Annotated in this window: 19 protein-coding genes; 6 read left to right on the plus strand and 13 right to left on the minus strand. The window is 55.7% G+C overall.

Translation table 11 applies throughout. From position 1 onward, the window contains the following. Positions 1-15: 15 nt before the first annotated feature. A complete protein-coding gene (locus AC07WB_RS21820) occupies positions 16-939 on the minus strand; it encodes a LysR family transcriptional regulator (protein WP_494941326.1) in 924 nt (307 codons plus the stop codon). A gap of 81 nt (positions 940-1,020) precedes the next feature. On the opposite strand from AC07WB_RS21820, the gene AC07WB_RS21825 reads away from it, so the two are divergent. Both AC07WB_RS21825 and AC07WB_RS21830 read left to right on the plus strand, forming a co-directional pair. After that, on the plus strand, positions 1,021-1,842 hold the full coding sequence (locus AC07WB_RS21825; protein ID WP_494941327.1) for an MBL fold metallo-hydrolase: 822 nt from the start codon (positions 1,021-1,023) through the stop codon (positions 1,840-1,842). Between the two features lie 4 nt (positions 1,843-1,846). Further along, complete coding sequence (locus AC07WB_RS21830) at positions 1,847-3,175, plus strand: amidase (protein ID WP_097098019.1); 1,329 nt, start codon at positions 1,847-1,849, stop codon at positions 3,173-3,175. A 13-nt stretch (positions 3,176-3,188) separates the two neighbouring features. Here the strand turns inward: AC07WB_RS21830 and AC07WB_RS21835 are convergent, their stop codons facing one another. The 4 genes from AC07WB_RS21835 to AC07WB_RS21850 form a co-directional block, all read right to left on the minus strand. Beyond that, positions 3,189-3,596: a DUF2000 family protein gene (locus AC07WB_RS21835; RefSeq protein ID WP_097098020.1), complete on the minus strand. Its 408-nt coding sequence runs from the start codon at positions 3,594-3,596 to the stop codon at positions 3,189-3,191. A gap of 33 nt (positions 3,597-3,629) precedes the next feature. Further along, positions 3,630-4,487, minus strand: coding sequence for an AraC family transcriptional regulator (locus tag AC07WB_RS21840; protein ID WP_097098021.1), 858 nt, complete (start codon positions 4,485-4,487; stop codon positions 3,630-3,632). 21 nt (positions 4,488-4,508) lie between these two features. Beyond that, complete coding sequence (locus AC07WB_RS21845) at positions 4,509-5,807, minus strand: SLC13 family permease (RefSeq protein WP_494941328.1); 1,299 nt, start codon at positions 5,805-5,807, stop codon at positions 4,509-4,511. A 161-nt stretch (positions 5,808-5,968) separates the two neighbouring features. Further along, positions 5,969-6,868 carry a LysR substrate-binding domain-containing protein gene (locus AC07WB_RS21850; protein WP_494941329.1) on the minus strand — a complete coding sequence of 300 codons (900 nt, stop codon included), beginning with the start codon at positions 6,866-6,868 and terminating at the stop codon, positions 5,969-5,971. 98 nt (positions 6,869-6,966) lie between these two features. Here AC07WB_RS21850 and AC07WB_RS21855 point away from each other — a divergent pair, with 98 nt between their 5' ends. Continuing rightward, positions 6,967-7,737, plus strand: coding sequence for a 2OG-Fe(II) oxygenase (locus AC07WB_RS21855; RefSeq protein ID WP_494941330.1), 771 nt, complete (start codon positions 6,967-6,969; stop codon positions 7,735-7,737). Here the strand turns inward: AC07WB_RS21855 and AC07WB_RS21860 are convergent. From AC07WB_RS21860 to AC07WB_RS21895, 8 genes are all read right to left on the minus strand, one after another. Further along, entirely contained in the window at positions 7,732-8,808 is a 1,077-nt protein-coding gene (locus tag AC07WB_RS21860) for a DUF2817 domain-containing protein (protein WP_494941331.1), read from the minus strand. The genes AC07WB_RS21855 and AC07WB_RS21860 overlap by 6 nt on opposite strands. Positions 8,809-8,952: 144 nt before the next feature. Beyond that, entirely contained in the window at positions 8,953-9,723 is a 771-nt protein-coding gene (locus AC07WB_RS21865; protein WP_400457557.1) for a transporter substrate-binding domain-containing protein, read from the minus strand. A 173-nt stretch (positions 9,724-9,896) separates the two neighbouring features. After that, positions 9,897-10,760 (minus strand): PfkB family carbohydrate kinase, encoded by an 864-nt coding sequence (locus AC07WB_RS21870; RefSeq protein WP_097098027.1) that lies wholly within the window; start codon positions 10,758-10,760, stop codon positions 9,897-9,899. 3 nt (positions 10,761-10,763) lie between these two features. After that, complete coding sequence (locus AC07WB_RS21875) at positions 10,764-11,621, minus strand: MurR/RpiR family transcriptional regulator (protein ID WP_097098028.1); 858 nt, start codon at positions 11,619-11,621, stop codon at positions 10,764-10,766. Further along, complete coding sequence (locus AC07WB_RS21880; protein ID WP_097098029.1) at positions 11,621-12,592, minus strand: ABC transporter permease; 972 nt, start codon at positions 12,590-12,592, stop codon at positions 11,621-11,623. Before AC07WB_RS21880 ends, AC07WB_RS21875 begins: the two co-directional genes overlap by 1 nt. Positions 12,593-12,616: 24 nt before the next feature. After that, complete coding sequence (locus AC07WB_RS21885; protein WP_345830556.1) at positions 12,617-14,119, minus strand: sugar ABC transporter ATP-binding protein; 1,503 nt, start codon at positions 14,117-14,119, stop codon at positions 12,617-12,619. A 16-nt stretch (positions 14,120-14,135) separates the two neighbouring features. Then, on the minus strand, positions 14,136-15,176 hold the full coding sequence (locus AC07WB_RS21890) for a sugar ABC transporter substrate-binding protein (protein WP_345830554.1): 1,041 nt from the start codon (positions 15,174-15,176) through the stop codon (positions 14,136-14,138). A 46-nt stretch (positions 15,177-15,222) separates the two neighbouring features. Beyond that, complete coding sequence (locus AC07WB_RS21895) at positions 15,223-16,203, minus strand: TIM barrel protein (protein ID WP_097098032.1); 981 nt, start codon at positions 16,201-16,203, stop codon at positions 15,223-15,225. 275 nt (positions 16,204-16,478) lie between these two features. On the opposite strand from AC07WB_RS21895, the gene AC07WB_RS21900 reads away from it, so the two are divergent. Genes AC07WB_RS21900 through AC07WB_RS21910 form a run of 3 tightly spaced genes read left to right on the plus strand, consistent with a single transcriptional unit; the run spans position 16,479 to position 19,297 of the window. After that, on the plus strand, positions 16,479-17,240 hold the full coding sequence (locus AC07WB_RS21900) for an alpha/beta hydrolase (protein WP_345830552.1): 762 nt from the start codon (positions 16,479-16,481) through the stop codon (positions 17,238-17,240). 24 nt (positions 17,241-17,264) lie between these two features. Next, positions 17,265-17,939: a heavy metal response regulator transcription factor gene (locus AC07WB_RS21905; protein ID WP_345830551.1), complete on the plus strand. Its 675-nt coding sequence runs from the start codon at positions 17,265-17,267 to the stop codon at positions 17,937-17,939. Then, positions 17,936-19,297 (plus strand): heavy metal sensor histidine kinase, encoded by a 1,362-nt coding sequence (locus AC07WB_RS21910; protein WP_494941332.1) that lies wholly within the window; start codon positions 17,936-17,938, stop codon positions 19,295-19,297. Before AC07WB_RS21905 ends, AC07WB_RS21910 begins: the two co-directional genes overlap by 4 nt. The last annotated feature ends 29 nt before the right edge of the window (positions 19,298-19,326 follow it).

A 19,326-nucleotide genomic window follows, 5' to 3' on the forward strand; every position in this document is an offset into this window, starting at 1 on the left:
TCGTAAGATCGCCATTCATGGCGACCTTATTAACCCGCGCAGCAAATCCCGCAGCCAGCGGTTGGCGGCATCTTCGCTGCGCGCGTTGTGCCACAGCAGCGACACCTCATAATCCGGCATGCTGACCGGCACGGGCGCAGCGCTCAGCGCATATAACGTGCACCAGGATGGCACCAAACCCTGCGGCACCGTAGCGAACAGCGGCAGACGCTTAAGCAGCATTGGCAGCGCGGAGAAGTGCGGCGTCACATAACGCACGCGCCGCGCCATTCCATGCTGTTGCAACTGCCGATCCAGCGCGCTTTCACTTACGCCGCGATACGACACCAACGCATGCTCGTAACTGACAAACTGCTGCAGCGTCAGCGGCGCATCGAGTTGAATCTGATCGCGGTGCCAAACCGTGCTGAAACCCGCGTGTAGGATCTTCTCACGCGTAAGATCGCGGCTGGTTTCGTTGCCGACCGTGATCACAACATCGGCCTGCTGCTGTTCCATCAGCGGAATCGCCTTCCACGGATCGGTGGCGATGACTTTCACATCAACATTCGGCGCCACGCGCGCCAGTTCTGCCAGCAAATCCGGCATCAGCCAATGTTCCAGCCAGTCGCTCATGCCAATGCGAAAACTGTAGCTATCTTCTGCCGCGTTAAAGGGCTGCTGCGTGAAGATCACGCGATGCAGATCCTGCATCAGCGGCGCGAACTGCTGCACCAACTGCTCGGCGCGTGGCGTTGGCGTCATGCCGTTTGAGGCGCGGACAAACAGCGGGTCGTCAAACATCTCGCGCAGACGCTTTAACGCCGCGCTCACTGCCGGTTGTCCGAGATAGAGCCGATTTGCCGCCTGCGTAACGCTGCGCACCTCGTATATCACCATCAACACCACCAGCAAATTCAGGTCGATGCGTGCAAAATCATTTTCGTTGATGCCTTTCATGATTTTAATCGATTTAAATAATGATCGTGCCGCCAGTATAGTGAGGCTTCTTCGCTGCAACCAAGCAATAAGGAGCACCTTATGACGATTCGCGTCGGCGATTGCCGGATTACCAAAGTGAGCGAACAAACCGCTGCCTTCCCAATCGGCGTGCTGTTTACGCCGCATCGCGCGGAAATGAGTGATGAATTAGCCAATCAACCTGCTGAAATGTCGATTCACAGCTGGGTGGTGCGCACCGGCGAACACACCATCATCATCGATACCGCCACCGGCAACGGCCGCAACCGCGATAACAAACCGCTGTTCCATCAGCTGAATATGCCGTATGCCGAAAACCTGGCGCGCGCAGGCGTTGATCCGGCGGAGGTGACGCTGGTGCTGATGACACATATTCATACCGATCACGTTGGCTGGAACACCCATCAACAAGACGGTGAATGGCAGCCGATGTTCCCAAATGCGCGCTATATTTGCTCGGCGCGGGAACTGGCGCATTGCCAGCAGAATCCAGCGGCGCAGGAACTCTATCGCGATAGCATTCTGCCGCTGATCGAGAGCGGACAGCTGGAGACTATAAACGTGCAGGATTCCCCGCTGTTTGCTGGCGTGCTGCGCTATCTCTCAACGCCAGGTCACAGTGGCGATCATGCCTCGATCGTGCTGCAAAGTGCCCGTGAATCCGCCATCTTTGCCGGTGACGTGATGCACAATGCCATCCAGTTTCAGTATCCGCACTGGAACTCGCTGTTTTGCGAGGATAAAGCGCTGGCCGTCACTTCAAGGCAACGCGTGGTGGACTGGTGCGCACATCATCAGGCAATCTGGTTCAGCACCCACTTTAATGGCAGCTCGTGCGGACGCGTCTCACGCGACGGGCAATGGATTCCGCTGGAGGTTTAACCTGATGCAATACGCCGATTATCTCACCGCTTCGATTAACGATTTACAGCAGGCGCTGACCCAGCGCACGGTGAGCGCTCGCCAGTTAACGACGTTCGCGCTGCAGCGCATTGGCGAGGTGGATCAGCCGCGTTACAACGCCATTACCTGGCTGTTTGCCGATCAGGCTTTAGCGGCGGCGGACGCCAGCGATGTGCGTCGTCAGCGTGGAGAAGTGGCGGGACCTCTGGAAGGGATTCCAGTGCTGATCAAGGACAATATTGAAGTGCAAGGCTGGCCGACCAGCGCTGGTTCGGTGCTGCTGCGTGAGGTTATCGCCAGCGATGATGCGCCGCTGGTTACCCGACTGAGAAAAGCAGGCGCGATTTTGATCGGCAAAACCGCCATGCATGAGCTGGCGGCAGGCATTACCGGCGCGTCATCGTTGAGCGGTTTTACCCACAATGCGTGGGTTGAAGGCCGCTCGCCGGGCGGATCGAGCAGCGGTTCCGCCGTAGCGGTCTCGGCCGGTTATGTGCCGCTGGCGATCGGCAGCGATACCGCCGGTTCGGTGCGCATTCCGGCGGCGTTTAATCATCTGTTCGGACTGCGCATGACGCGCGGCGCGATCAGCACCGACGGTATCGTGCCGTTGTCGCCAACCCAGGACATTCCCGGCCCGCTGGCGCGATCGGCGGCGGATCTGCGTTTAGCATCTGAGATTTTGAGCGGGCAACAGTTCGCGGAGAGCGATGAGCCGCTGCGCATCGGCATCTGGCAGGAAGGGTTTGCTGCCGATGAAGACGAGATTAATCAGGCGGTGCGCGCGGCGCTGGTGGATTTCGCGCCGCGTGAGGTGAGTTATCCGCAGCTGGAGACATTGGCGGCTGACGCCAATATCATCGGCTACGAATTTGCCGGTGCGCTTGCAGCGTATCTGGCGGATAAACCGCAGGCGCAGAGCCGCACGCTGGCGGAAGTGGTGGCGTCAAAGCGTTACCATCCGCAGCTGGAAACGGTGTTTACCACGCGGGCGCAGCATCCGGGCGTGGAGAGTGAAGGTTATCAGCAGGTACAGCAGCGTCAGCGCGAATTGTATCTGCTGCTGGCTGAATTTTTCGCCGCGCAGCAGATCAATCTGCTGGCTTATCCAGTGGTGCGCCGTGCGCCGGTTAAGCACGGCGAGATGCAGGAAGGCAGCAACGCACTGATTTCAGCGGTGACCGGCGCGCCGGCGATCAGCATTCCGGCAGGATTCAGCGCCGAAGGTTTGCCGATTGGGCTGGAGCTGCTGGCGCTGCGTGGGCGGGAAGATTTGTTGCTGAGCGTGGCGGATAAATTCAGGTGCGCCTAAATGCGCACCCTTCTTACCCGTGCAACGCCAATCCCTTAATCGCCTTATCCACCGCTTTCTTCGGGCCGCGTAGTGCGATACCCACCAAGTTCAAATTATCGGCGTCTTCCGCCTTAAACACGTCGCGGTTCGCGGCGTCGTGTCCGGTGGAAAACATCGCTTCAACGTAAGGAATGAGGGTTAACTCACGCTCCAGTCCCTGGCGATGCGCGCGCTGTAACCCGGCTAAATCTCCGGCAAACACCAGCATTGGCTGTCCCGCCATATTGCCGTACTGGCGCTCCTTTGCATCAACGTAGGGGGCACCCATCATTTCAGGCGCGGCGGAGGCAATGCCGGTGGCAAGAAACGCCACCACATTCAAGCGCTGCCAGGTGGCTAAATCATCACGTACGATCAGGGCGATTTTGGTATCAAACATCTGCAACTACTCTCCAATGACAACAAAACCTTATCATCTAAGAGCAGGCAGGGAAGCGTATAGAACGTTTGTGCACTGACGTTGATAAGACGCCGGCGTCATGCGATAGGCGCGTTGGAACCAGCGGCCCAGATGGCTTTGATCGGCGAATCCTACCTGCGTTGCCACCTGCACGGGCTCAATACCCTGGGCCAGCAGCGCGCGTGCGCTGCGCAATCGCAAACGCACCAGATAGGCATGTGGAGATTGACCAAACGCCTGTTTGAATTGGCGCGTCAGACGAAATCGATCGATGCCGGAAAGTCGGGCGAGTTCATCCAGCCCAATGTCCTGCGCCATAAAATCGTGCAGATAGTCGCGCAGCAGTTGCATCTGACGCATCGCTTCGCTGTGCTGCACGCTGGGTTTGGTATCCAGGTGACGCGCAAGCAGAGTGAGAAGATGATCGAGGCTTTGATCGCGCGCCAGCCGCCCTTCTCCCTGATGCACCGCAAACCACGCCTGCTGAATGGCGCTCGCGAGCAGCGCGTCGTCGGTGAGCGTGTGGCGGAAGGCGCCTTCAATATTCGAAACATCACCCAACCCGCGACGCTGCATCATCTCTGCCACCCAAGGTTGCGGCAGATAGAGCATCACATAGGTAAAGCCTGCGGCATCCGGCGCATGGCCATCGTGCACCGCGCCAGGCTCAATCAAAATCGCCCGGCCCGGCGTGCTGGTGTGCAGAGAACGATGGCAGTTGAAACGTTGTAACCCCTGCTGGGTCACACCCACCAGCAGTTCATCGTGGTCGTGCGGATCGTAAGCGTGCCCGCGAAAATGCGCGTTGACGCTTTCAATTCCGGTCTCGTCATCACGACGAAAATCAACCCAATCGTTATTAGCTGGCATAGGCGATCTCTGACAGATATATCAGGCATAGCCTAGCAGTCGGAACCACAGATAATCCAGTGGCAACAGCATCAGGACGCTGAACAGGAAGAGGGTCGCGCATAGCTGGAGGCCGGCCTTCGCCGGGACATTGCCTAATCCCATTGCCACCACTACCGGTGACGCCTGGTACGGCAACAGCGGCGTAGCGTAGGCAAACACCTGTAGCATGATGACGGTGAGCAGCGGAAAGCCAGACGCCTGCGCCAGCTCTTGCGCCATTGGCGTGACCATCGCCGGTACGCCATTAGCGGTGAGGACAAAATTCATTAGCGATACCAGCGCATTCAGCACGGCAAAATTACTGAACGACGGGTGATCCTGCAGCGGCAACACGCTAAGTAGCGCATTGGCGATGAAGCGCCCTAATCCGGAATCCACTACCAGTGTGGCGACGCCCAGAATACCGGCGATATAAATGCAGGTGCGGAAATTCACGCCGTTGGTGAAATCATCGCCCGAGAGAAAGCCGACGCGCGGCAGCAGGCAAATGCAGGCGGCCGCCAATCCCACCCATGCGGCGGGCAGGCCATGCAGGCTATCGGTCATCCACAACAGCAAGGTCACCATCAACAGGCCGATCAGCCGCCATTCGCTGCGGCTTAGGCCCGGCAGCACATCGCGCTGGCGAACCGGCGTCGGTGTGGCGCGAAACAGCCACAGCAGGCAACCGATTAACAACATGCCTTTGCCAATGCCGACCACCGGCATATGCAGCACCCACCACGGCAACCATTGCAAATGGAACTGATAAGCGCTTTCAGCCGCGCCGCTCAGCACCAGATTAGGTACGTTTGCAGGCAAAATGCTGGCGGAGAGCTGGAAGGTGCCAAATCCGACCGCCAGCGCCAAACCGATGCTGCCGCGGCTGCCCGCTTTGATCCCCGCTCGTTCGCCCATCGCCAGCACCACCGGCATCAGCAGCGCAATGCGGCCCATATTCGAAGGCATGACAAACGACAGCAGATAGGTGAGCAACACGGTTCCCGCCACCATGCGCGGCCAGCTTTGGCTCATGGGCACCACCAGATAGTTGGCCCAGCGCTGGGCGAGGCCGACTTTACGGATCGCCGCACCGAGCACAAATCCACTCAGCACCAGCCAAAATGCCGATGAGGCAAACCCGCTGAACACGCTGCTGGCGGGCGCCAGTTTTAACAGCATCGCTGCAGTAAAAAACAGCAGCGCGGTGATAAATTCAGGTAAACGCGCACTGGCCCACAGCACAATGGTGATACCCACCACCAGTGCGGTAAGCCAAAAATTTAGATCTGTGGCCACTACTGAACTCCCTTTCCTGGTGCTGGTCGCCATTAATGGCGACCCTACGTGCCCGCTGCGGTTTTCGTAGGGTGCGCATTCATGCGCGCCTGCAGACGGATGCAAAGCGCAACAGCTTACTGTAAACCAACCTGCAGAAAGATGAATTCGTTAACAGTTTTTTAACTTGAAAGTGCCGTGAGCCAGTTGATCAGTGCCTTGCTGCCGGGCTGGCTAAGCGATCGCTGTGGCCAGGCGAGGAAGTAGGGTTTGCTCAGCGGCAGGCTAAGCGCATCGACAATCACCAGATCGCCGCGCGCCAGTTCATTAGCAATTAACCGGCGCTGCCCCAACAGCAACCCCGCCCCAGCCACAGCAGCATCGATTGCCAACGATGTAAGATTGAAGCTAAATGCGGGCTGCGGCGCCGGATCATCCATCCCTTTAGCCTGAAACCAGCTGGGCCAGTCGGGCAGAAAACGCCCTTCGTTACCCCAGTCGAGATGGATCAACGGTGCCTGCAGCAAAACGTCTTGCCCCACATAGCGTTGCAGCAGCGCTGGACTGGCTACCGGCAGCACCTCATCACGGAAGAGCAGCTGCTTATCCAGCTGGGGATAGCGATCGTCGCCGAAGCAGATGACAAAATCCGCCGGCGTGGCGTTGAAATCCACCTGCGTGTGGGTGCCGTGCAGCGATAAATCGATATCCGGGCACTGTTCACGCCACCGAGCAATATTGGGCAATAACCACTTTGATGCCAGCGCAGGCAGTGAATAGAGCGTCAGTTTTGGCACGGCGGCAGCATGGCGCAGGTTTTGCTGGCCAAGGTGCAGAATGTCAAATGCTTCAGTGACATAGCGCAGGTATTCTTTACCAATGTCCGTCAGCATCACGCCGCTCTGCGTACGTACGAATAACGCGCTGCCCAACTGCTCTTCCAGCTGGCGAATTTGCTGGCTGACGGCGGCGGGTGTTAACGCCAGCTGAGCAGCCGCTTTCGCCAGGCTGCCCAGCTCCGCCGCCACTTTAAACGATTGAATAACGCTAATTTTTGGCAAACGCGGTGATTGCGCAGGCATTAAGGTTTCCTTAGCAAGGTGTTAAGAATTTATCGTTACGCACTACCCTATCAGCGAGTTACAGTCATGACACACCGGTAAAAATGAGAACTGTTGCTATGTCTGCTTTGATTCGTTTCGACCTGCATCCGCTGGCTGATGCCGACTGGCGTCGCACCTGCCGTGAACAACTCAATCAGCACGGCGCGCTGGTACTGCGTCAGTTTTTACAGCCCGCTGCGCTACACGCCATCATTGCGGAAGGTGATGCGCAGCGCCATCTGGCTTATCACACCGCCAGTAAACACAACGTCTATTTGATGAAAAAGGATGACGCTTACAGCGCTGACCATCCACGTAATCGCGATGTGCTGAGTACCAAAGGGTGTATTACCGATGACGTGATTGCTGCCGATTCGCCGCTGCGTCAGCTCTACAATGATGCGCTGTTCAAAAGTTTCCTCTGCGATGTGTTAGGCGAAGAAGCGCTTTATCCCTACGCCGATCCGCTGTCGTCGATCAATTTGCACTACGCGCCAGACGGTCAGGAGCTGGGTTGGCACTTTGATAACTCTTCTTTCGCCATCACCCTGCTGGTGCAGAAACCTCGTGCCGGTGCGGTATTCCAGTATGTGAAAGATTTACGTAACGCCGATGCCGGCGAGATGAATTTTGACGGCGTCGCCGCCGTGCTCGATCAGCGCCAGCCGGTTGAGGCGCTGACAATTGATGCCGGCGATCTCGTGCTATTCCGTGGCCGCAACTCGCTGCATCGCGTTACGCCAACCGAAGGCGATATCACCCGCATGCTGGCCGTGCTGGCGTACAACACCGAGCCGGGTATTGCCCTGTCGGAAACCGCCAGAATGACGTTTTATGGCCGGTTATAACGTCGCGAGCAACGCACGCCAGCCGCGCACAAAGATCTGCTGATTACGAAACGCCACCAGCGCCCGCCAGTCGGCATCGGCGGGCCAGAATCCCTCCACTAACGCCTGCTTGATCACTCGCCCATGTTCGCTCGCCGGATCGCCTTGCAAATGCAGCCAGTGATCGTCCCGCACGCGGCGATGCATCTCTTCGCCGGTATAGGTGCCACACTCCACTACCAGCGGCAAAATCTGCACGTCAGGTAACGCAGTCAGCAGGAATTGCGACAGATAACCGGTGGCGGTGGCGGTCACGCCGGTCTCGCTATCGCGGCCTGCGCCGGTAAACAGCAGCGTTAGCCATTCGCCGTAAATTTCTTTGCCCCAGTCGTGCGCGGCGAAACGCTGCTCGGCAATCGACAGCAGCATCGGATGCCCCCACGCGCCCGCGCCGGTGTGCAAATCAAAGCTGAGAATGGTTTTTGCCTGCGATAAGTGGTTGGCGATAATGCTTTCCATGGTGCGGTATGACCAACTGGGCTGCTGGCCGCCGTAAAAGAAGCCGTCTGCCGCGTCATATTGCCCCGCTTCCACCACGCGTTTCACTGCCAGCCATCCGGCGCCGCTTAGCGTGTCGGCTAACATCCGATCGGCGTTAGCGCGATCGCCATGGTAAATCGCGTGCCAGCGAGCGTAAGCGGGATTCGCCGGAGCAGGCTGGTTGAAATCGATAAAGTTGCGATTAAGGTCAATATTGTCTTCATTGACACGTCGCAGGTGCGCAGCGCCCCATGGATTGAGCTGATGCAGCATCACAATGGCGGTATCGGCGGGCAGCGCGGTAAGGTTAAACAGATCCAGCCAGGCAATCTGGCAATCAGAGCCGTAGTAACCTTCCACACCATGCGTGCCGGCGATCACCAACATCAGCCGTGAAGCGTTAGCCTCGCCGATGACGGCAACATCGGTGTAAAGTTCTTCGCCCTGCGGGCCGGGTAATGGATGCGCGTAGGAGGTCAACGCGCCGTTTTGGCGTTTAACGGCGGCGAGAAAACGCGCGCGTTGGGTAGTGTAGTGAGGTAAGTCAGGCATGATTGATCTTGCTCTAATTAATGGCGGTCGGGATTGATCTGACTAGCATGGTGCGGTTTGCGGCGAGGTCGCCATAAATAGCGACCCTACGGAAATTGTAGGGTGCGCATTAATGCGCACCCTTCCAATGGCCGCGCCTTCTCATTACGGGTAGACCTTGAATGTAAAATACTTCTGCGCCAGGTGATCGTAGGTGCCGTTGCTGTGCAACTCAGCCAGTGCGCTATTGATCAACTTAAGATTGGCATCATCACCTTTGCGCAGTCCAATTCCAACGCCGTTGCCCAGAATCTCTTTATCCACCAGCGTGGCGCTGATGACATAACCTTTGCCTTCCGGCGTGCTGAGGAAACCTTGCTCAGCGGAAACCGCATTCGCCAGGCTGGCATCAAGACGCCCTGCCACCAGATCCGGATAAATCTCCATCTGATTGGGATACGACACCACATCCACGCCCTGCGTAGCCCACTTTCCTTTGGCGTAGGTTTCCTGAATGGTGCCCTGCGCGACACCAATCTTTTTACCGCGTAACGCTTTGATGTCGCCAGTCAGCGGACTTTGCGCCGGTGTCAGCAGCGCACTCGGCGTGACGTACAGCATGTCGCTAAATGCCACCTGCTCGCGGCGTTTCTCGGTCATCGACATCGCCGAAAGAATGGCATCAAATTTCCTCGCCTGCAGTGCCGGAATGCTGCCGTCAAAACCAATCTGTACCCATTCGCATTTAACCTTGGCCTGGGCACAAATTGCGTTGCCCAGATCGATATCAAAACCCTGTAACGATCCGTCGCTGGCTTTAGACTCAAACGGTGGGAAGGTAGGATCAACACCAAAGCGCAGGGTTTGCTCGGCGAACGCCGCATGACTGAAAGCGCTCAGTGAAAGCAGTAACGCAAAGGACAAATTCTTTTTCATTGTTATCTCCAGCAGGCAGGTAAATTCACAACGGCATGCAGAGTTAATAACATGATGGAAACATTGCCACCACTAAAAAGATGGGTTTATTGCAGAGGAAATTCTTATTAAAACAGAAGGAGTTAAGCGAATTTATCTCCGGCCGTAAGAGAATCTTAATGCCGGAGAAAAAGTCACACGATGGCAGGACGTGAAACGTGCTCGGCGGCGGCTTGATTGGCTTTTGCCGCCGCATCCGACAAACTGAGTCCCGCCAGCAGCGCCTGACTCAACACGCCGACGAAACAATCGCCGGCACCATGCGTACTCACCAGCTCAACCGGGATCGCCGCCAGGCTAAATGCCGCCCCGCCCGCTTCGCATAATGCCAGACCATGTTCACCTGCCGTTACGATCACCTGTGGAAAACGCTGTGCCAGCGCTTGTGCCGCTTCACAGGCCGAGGTGAGATCGTTTACCGCAATCTGGCACATGTCACGCGCTTCTACCGCGTTAACGATCAGCAGTTGCACACAATCGGCCAACGCGGGTTCAATATCACGCGCCGGTGCGGCGTTAATGCATACCGCAATACCGCGCTGCTTCGCCTGCGTTGCCAGCTGCAGATTTACGCTGGCGGGCACTTCATTCTGCAACACCAGCATGCCCGCATCGCGCCACAGCGCATCACGCGTTGCACTGGCATCAATATGCAGATTGGCATTCGACACCACCACCGCGCCGTAATCCCCTTCTGCATCGCTGATGGCCACGCTCATACCAGAAGGCATAGCCGCTAGAATTGCCACAGCCTGGGTATCAACACCCGCCGCCTGCAGCGCATGCAGTAAAAACTCGCCCTGTGCATCATCACCAACGGCGCCGACAAAACTTACCGCAGCACCCGCACGCGCCGCCGCTATCGCTTGATTGCCGCCTTTGCCACCAAATTTATAACTGCAACCACTACCGATAACCGTTTCGCCTTTTTCCGGGCGATGGTGGGCCGCCAGCATAATGTCGTAATGCAAACTGCCGGCAACAATAATTTTGTTCATGATTTAAAAGTCCCGCAGATCCTGAACCGCTCGCTGGGTTTTCATCAGATTCGTTTCTGCCAGCTTGAGATCTTTTTTGGCAATTGCGACAAATAACGCATCAAGAATATTTAATTGCGCGATACGTGACGCAGCATTTTCACCAAGCAGATGCGATCCCTGGGATGTTGATGTAAGAACCACATGCGCATTTCGCGCAATAGGCGACTCAGCATAGTTCGTAATCGCAATAATTTTTGCGCCGTTACGTGCTGCCAGTTTAATAGGATCATTTACCGCGCGCGTGGCACCGGAATGGCTGATGGCGATAACCACATCATCATCAGACAATACGGCTGCCGACATCAGCATAATATGGGCATCATCATAGGCCGTCGATTTAATACCAATCTTAAGCAACTTATGCGATAAATCGCGTGCTACGGTAGCCGAACCGCCGACCGCATAAAGATCAATATGACGCGCTTTAAATAAAATGTCTGCCGCACGGTTAAATTGCGAAATATCCAGAATCGACAATGTTTCTTCTATTGCCTGAATCGATGTTCTAAACACTTTCGCCAGCAATTGTTCCGATGAATCATCCGGCTCAATTTCCGCATGTAAACCGGCCACTTCCGACTGATTATAATAAATCAGCCCGGTACGAAAATTACGGAAGCCGGTGAAGTTAAGCTTCTTGGTAATTTTCACAATCATCGCCTGGGAAACACCATTTTCCTCAGCAATCTCCTGCAGCGATGTTTGTTCATTTATGTCGGTTCTGGCGATAATCGCTTCTGCTACGCGTCTTTCTAGCGGCGTGAGTTGCGGTAAGCGCATGCGAATTTGAGCGCCAATGGCTCGCGGATCTTGCTTCATTACCTGCCTCGTGTCGCCCGGTCAATCAACATCGCTATGATAATGATTAGCCCGGTAGCAAGCAATTGATAAAAGGCCTGAATATTTAGTAGCGTCAAGCCATTACGCAATGCGCCAAGAATAATTGCACCAATAAGGGTGCCGACAATACTCCCTTTACCCCCCATCAGCGATGCGCCACCAATCGCCGCCGCCGCAATGGCATCGAGCTCCCACAAATTACCGATGGTGGGTTCAGCTGCACCTAAGCGGCCAATCAAAATTAATGATGCCAGTGACGCCAGCGTACCGGAAATAATATACACCGTCACTTTCGTCCTTTTTACCGGCACCCCCGCCACGCGCGCCGCTTCTTCATTACCCCCTACCGCAAGAATGTATTCGCCCAGCGGGGTTTTATTCATTACCACCCATAACAGCAGCGCAATCACCGCCACAATCACAATCGGTGTCGGCACACCTATTACCGTACTATTAATGATGCTGCGGAATTCCATCGGAATACCAAACACCGGATTACCGCCGGTATAAATCAGTGCAATGGCGCGGAATAACGATAAGCCGCCGAGCGTAACAATAAACGGCTGCAATCCTGCATAGGCGATTAAGGTGCCGCTAAATACACCACACAGCGCGCCAATCCCCAGTGTTGCCATAATCGCTACCGGCACCGGCACGCCCGCCACCATCATAGTAGCGCCCAATACCGCCGACAGCGCCGCCGTTGGACCAACGGAAAGGTCAATACCGCCCGAAATAATCACCAGCGTCATACCTAACGCAATTAAGGCGTTAATCGATGACTGCTGCAAAATATTCAGTAAGTTGGGCACGGTAAAAAAAACCGGCGATAAAAACGAAAATGTCACGACGATAATGACCAGACCGATTAACGTGCCCGCGTCGCGCAGATTAAATTTGAGCAGCGCCGACGGCGCAGTCGTAGACTGAGTAGAACTTTGCGTCATCATAATTTAGCCTTGATAGGGTAAGCGTTAAATAGCTTCTTTAATTTCTTTAATCGCAAAGCTCGCGATATTTTCTTCAGTAATTTCTGCACCCTGCAGTTCACGGGTAATTTTGCCTTCGCGCATCACTAAAACGCGATCGGATACCCGCAGTATTTCCGTCATTTCCGAAGAGACCACCACAATAGCTTTACCTTGCTGCGCCAGTTTCTCAATCAGATTATAAATTTCTGATTTGGCGCCGATATCAATTCCCCGGGTCGGTTCATCAAATAAAAATACGTCAGCATCCGCCGCGACCCAGCGACCAATAATCACCTTCTGCTGGTTACCACCGCTCAGCGTGCCGATCGGCTTTTCGATATTCAGCGGACGCAGTTTCAGGTCAGACATCACTTCCTGCGCCACCTGGTTCAGTTTAGCTTTACGGATCAATCCGCCCAGCGTGAAGTTGCGCATCGACGGCAATGCCATATTCATCTTCACCGCGCGCGCCTTAATAATGCCCTCTTTCTTACGATCCTCCGGCACCAAACCGATACCGGCACGAATCGCCGCGCTGACGTTATGATTGCGCACCGCTTTGCCATTCACGCGCACTTCACCCGCGCTGCGTTTGTCGATCCCCGCGATAAGTTTTAATAACTCGGTTCGACCGGCGCCCACCAGCCCGGCGATGCCCAGCACTTCCCCTGCGCAGACGTTGAAGCTGGCAGGCTTGATCTCATTACCGCGCGCGACATTTTCTACCTGCAGCACCTGACGCTCGCTGGCCCAGGAGTGATGCTCCAGCTTTTCGATTTTACGCCCGACCATTTTGGCCACGATGCTCTCTTCGGTTTCATCGCAAATGTTCACCACACCAACCTGGCGTCCATCGCGCATGATGGTGGCGCGATCGCACACCTGGAAAATCTCGTTCATCTTGTGCGACACGTAAATCAGCGACACACCGGTGGATTTCAAATCTGCGATCAGTTCGGCCAGACGCTCAAACTCGCGCGGCGTCAGGCTAGAGGTCGGTTCATCCATGGCGATGATTTTGGCCTCATCCAGCAGCGCGCGGGCAATTTCGACGATCTGCTGCTGTGACACCTTGAGATTTTTAATCGGCTCAGCCGGGTTAATACTCGGATCAAGCTGCTTGAGAATGTGCACCGCACGCGCCAGCTGCGCACGCTTATCCACGAAAAATCCCTTCAGCGTGGTGAGCGGGCGACCAAGAAACATATTCTGGGCTACGGAGAGCTCAGGAACATGCTGTAACTCCTGATGAATCATGGCGATGCCGGCATGCCGTGCGCTTAGCGGATTCTTCATCTGCACCTGTTGGCCATTGACATAAATTTCACCACTGTCAGCAGAGCGCACGCCGGAAAGGATGTTGAGGAGCGTCGATTTCCCCGCCCCGTTCTCACCAATCAGCGCGTGTACTTCACCTGGCCGCACCATAAAATCTACCTCTTGCAGCGCCGCAGCGCTGCCGTAGGTTTTTGTGATACCGCGCATCATTAAGCGATACTGTTCCATACGCTCTCCGCCTGTTTTATTGCTGAGCCAGCAGCTGACGCAGTTTGTCGTTGTCTTTGGTCGAAAACGCCTCGGCGTTATCTTTGGTGATCAGCGCCTGCGGCGTAGTCACCACGCGCGACAGTTTTTGGCCAGCGATCAGGCGCAGGATCACTTCTGTCGCCACTTCGCCGGTCAGCACCGGGAAGCTATCCACCGTACCGGTCAATTCACCGCGTTTGATGGAGGCATACGCATCTGAAATGCCATCAGTACCGAACACTGCGGTTTGTTTGGTTTTATTCTGCGCGCTCACCGCTTCAACGACGCCTAAGGCCATGGTGTCGTTGTTGGCATAGAAACCGATCAAATCGGGATGCTGCTGCAGAATGGTTGAGGCCGCGTTGAACGCCTGCTCGCGGCTCCAGTTGGCGGGCACGCTGGCCACAATGTTGAATTTGCCATTAGCCTGCAGCGTCTCCTTGAAACCGGCGGTGCGCTGGCCCGCAGCATAGACGCCCGGCTGGCCTTCAATCACCGCCACTTTGCCGCCTTGCGGATGGTGCTGGATAAACCATTTTGCCACGCGTGCCCCGTTATCTTTCTGCACGTTGCCCACGTAATACTGCGCACTGGGCACCACAGCATCGTTAACGTTCACCACCGGAATGCCTTTACTGCTGGCACTCTCCAGCGCCGGTTCGAGGTTGATATCGGTTTGCGGCGAGACCAGCAGGCCATTAAATCCCTGCGCGATCAGCGTTTCAGCAATCGACAGCTGACCGAGCTGATCGTCCTCATTGGCCGCTGCCTGATACGCCACGGTGAAGCCATATTTCTTCGCGACGTTTTGATAGCCTTCGCCGAGGGAACGCCAGTATTCGTTGGTCAACGTTTTCGATACGCCGCCAATTTTCAGTTTGGCATCGACTTTCGGCATCGGGCCATACTTGCTTTCCAGTTGCGTCCAGTCGGTGCGATCGGGTTCAGAATCGGATTTCAGCGGCGGCAATGTGGCGGCGTAAACGCTGGAGCACAATAACGCGGTGGTAAGGACAGAGAGTAAGCGCTTTTTCATGGTGTTAGCCTTTTTATAGTTTTCGCGTGACGTTGAAGTTGTTTCGTTAACGAGCCAGCATGATGTCATTGACAATTTGCTGCGATGACACGGCATCCTGGCGACCAATCGCCTCCTCCAGCGCCGGATTGTTATTGAGTTTTTCGCACAGTTTCAGCAGACGGGTAACGGTCGCAATATTGATCTCGGCTTCGCGAATCGGATCCAGACCGCTGGCGTCGGGGAAGGTATCGAAGTAGTACGCGCCTTGATAACCATCACGCTGCATCTGCCAGAGGAACTCTAGCGTGGCGCGCGGATTGACTGAACCGGCCATCAAACCGTCATCGCGCTTGCCCCAGCCATCGTTGAGATCCAATCCAAGTAAACGCGAACGGCGCGCCACCATGGCCGCAGCAAAGGCCGGAATTTCGTTGGCAAACAGCACGTGGGCGAAATCCAGCGTAATGCCGAGGTTGGCGCAACCAGCCTCTTCCACCGCCAGCAGGCAAGTGGTGGCATTCGGGAAGATGCTGTAGGCGCGCGGTTCGTTAGGTTTGTATTCGATGCTAACGTCGATATCTGGCGCATACTCCGCCACTTCACGCACCGCGCTCACTGCGTCTTCCCACATTTTTTTATAGTCAGCCTGGAAGCAGTAATCGAAGCCGTCCTGCCCCATCCACAGTGTCATTAAACGTGAACCGAATTCGCGACCGGCGTCGATACCGCGCTTAGTCAGCTCGATAGCTTCGCGACGAATCTTTGCATCCGGGTTGGTAAAGGCACCAATTTTGAACTGCGGCGCATCCCAACGCATCTGCATGCCGTTAACGGCTAAACCGGCATCGTCAATCGCCTGCCGCATGGTGTGGATATCCGTGGTGATGTGCTGCGGATAGTTGAGGTCCAAATGCGTGAGCCCCTGCACTTTTCCTGCACGCGCAATCATCTGTAAAACAGAAGGTTTTCCCTGAAGATCTGGCCAGTAAAGATGCGCCCCAGAGGCGAATGAGTTCAAACGTGTAGCAAACTTTAATTCGGACATGAGGAAGGACCCTTCGTGACAAGTTGTAATGTACTTTCCTTCTTCACGATTATTTGTGAAGTTATGGAATAAATTACATAGCCAACGCTATTTGGCAAGCAGTGACGCTCAGAAACTATTCAAAGTGAGAGGATGTTCACGAAATTCTTGATCAGTTGCGCGGGATCGACAGACACGTTTCGGTCGATGTCATTCTTTTGTCATAACTCGCTCACGCTGATGTCAGCGCCCTTTTCATATCCTGTAGGTCAACCTTCGCAATCAGGATTAACAAGATGAAAATGAACAAACTGACTCTCGCAGCGGGCATGCTGCTGGCTATCGCAGGCGGCGCAGCACAAGCGCAGGCGCAACCGATTAACAATATTGTGCTGGTGCATGGCGCCTTCGTTGGCGGTGCAGGCTGGCGTCCGGTGTACGATCGGTTGACGCACGATGGCTATAAAGTGACGCTGGTGCAGGAGCCGCTGACCGGCTTCCCGGAAGATGTTACAGCGACGCGTCGCATTATCGATCAGCAAAATGGGCCAGTGATTTTAGTAGGACACAGTTACGGCGGCGCGATCATCAGTGAAGCCGGTAACGACAATAAAGTGGCGGGCCTGGTCTACATCGCCGCCCACGCGCTGGATAACGGCGAAACGGAAGCCAGCAACGGCAAAAAATTCCCCAATAGCGCGCATCCGTTCGCGAAATCGAGTGACGGTTATCTGACTATCGCGCCAGAAAATTACCACAGCGATTTCGCTGCCGATTTGCCTGCCGCCCAGGCTGATTTTGAAGCCCATGCGCAAATGCCAACCAATTCGGCCGTTTTCACCGCCAACATTCCTGACCCGGCATGGAAGACCAAGCCTAGCTGGTACATGGTGGCGAAAGCTGACAAAATCATCAGTCCCGATCTGGAGCGCATGTACGCCAAACGCGCGCACAGCCACACGGTGGAAATTGCCGGTGCCAGCCATTCGGTTTACCAGTCGCATCCTGATGATGTTGCAAAATTAATTGAACAAGCGGCGCAGCACGCGCAACCCTAAATCCCCTTTCCCGCGGAGAAGCGCATGAAAATTTTGGTGATTGAAGACGAAGCCAAAGCGCGCGATTACATGCGCAAAGGATTGACGGAAGCGGGATTCATCGTGGATGTGGCGGAAAACGGTCAGGATGGCGTGTTCTATGCGCAGGAGCATCATTACGACTTGATATTACTCGACGTTATGATGCCCGGCATGGACGGTTGGCAAGTGATGGCGGCGCTGGATAAACAAATCCACACGCCGGTCATTTTCCTCACCGCGAAAAGCACGCTGGAAGATCGGATAAAAGGGCTAGAACTAGGCGCAGATGATTATCTGGTAAAACCCTTCTCGTTCGCAGAACTACTGGCACGCGTCCGCACGCAACTGCGGCGCGGCAGTCAGCAAAAGCTGCCGGATACGCTGCGGCTTGCCGATTTGCAGCTTGATATTTTAAAGCGCCGCGTTGAGCGCGGCGGTCAGCGTATCGATCTCACCAACAAAGAGTTCAATTTACTGCATCTGTTCATGCTGCATCCGGGCGAAGTACTGACGCGCACCGTCATTGCTTCCCGCGTGTGGGACATGAATTTTGATAGTGATACCAATGTGGTGGATGTGGCGGTGAAACGTCTGCGGCAAAAAATTGACGGCCCGTTTGAGCCGCCGCTGATTCACACCGTGCACGGCGTCGGTTATCGCTGCGAAGCCGAATCATGAAGAAACCTTCCCTCGCCGCGCGACTGTCGCTGTTGTTGAGCGCGACGGTGATCGTCATTTTTTCCCTCAGCGGTATCGCGCTCTATCACTCCCTGGCGCTGCAAATTGGCGTGCGCGACGATGCGGCGCTGCTCAATCGTATCGATCAAATCCGCACCCTGCTGCGCGATGAAGATGCTGTGACGCTGATCCAGCAGAAACCCCGCTTATTCGCCAACATGCTTGGTAATACCGAGTCGCTGCTGGTGCTGCGTTTTCCCGGCCAGCCGCCGCTGATTGTGGTCAACCCCGGTCAACGTCCGCTTCCTGCCATTACGCCGGTCGCTGCAGATCAACCGTTGTCGCTTGCGTCGGTGCATCATCTGGCTGCCGAAGACGGTACACCGTTTATCTCGGCGGCGGCGCTAACGCCCACGCGCGATGGCAGCGGACAGATCGAGATCGTTACTGGCCGCCTGATGAGCGATCGCACGCAAACGCTCAACAGCTATCGCAATCAAATCGTCCTCACCACTGCGCTGGCGGCGTTGCTGGTGGCGGCGATCAGCGTTTGGCTGGTGCGGCGCGGTCTCATTCCGCTCCGACGTTTGGCGGCGCAGGCGGATGCGATTGATGTGCGCCACTTGTCGCAGCGCATGCCCGATCAAGCCCCAGCAGAACTGCAGCCGCTGGTCGCGGCGTTTAATCAGATGCTAAGCCGCCTTGAAAGCGGTTATCAGCAGTTGAGCCAGGTGTCAGCGGATATGGCGCACGATCTGCGCACGCCCATTAATACGCTGATGGGACAGACCGAAGTGGCACTTAGCCAGACGCGCAGCATCGGCGATTATCAGGCGCTGCTCGGCTCCAATTACGAAGAGCTGGAGCGACTGGCAAAGATGATCGACAACATGCTGTTTTTGGCGAAAGCGGAAGATGCCAGCCAGGCAATGGATGTGCAAAACATCGATCTGGCGGTGCTGGGTGAGAAATTGCAGGAGTACTTTGACGGCATGGCAGAAGAACAGGCGATGCAACTGGAGATGGCGCTGCACGGCGAGCTGCATGCCGACGCGCACCTGCTGCAGCGCGCGCTAGCCAATCTGATTGCGAATGCGCTGCGCTATGGCGATCGTCATACCACCATCCGAATTTTCAATCACGGCACGACATTGCTAGTGGAAAATCGAGGCCCCGCGCTCAGTGGCGAACAGCAGGCGCGCATCTTTGATCGCTTCTGGCGCGCCGATCCATCACGTCATCAGGGCAGCAGCGGATTGGGATTATCGATCGTGCGCAGCATTATGCGCCTGCATCAGGGAAGCTGCGAGGTGCGCAGCGAGCATGGCGTGAACCGCTTTACGCTGCGATTTCCTTAGCGTAAGTGCAGCCGTTGAAACGGTGCGCA

The sequence above is a fragment of the Pantoea sp. GW821-FHT03E06 genome, from assembly GCF_059420725.1.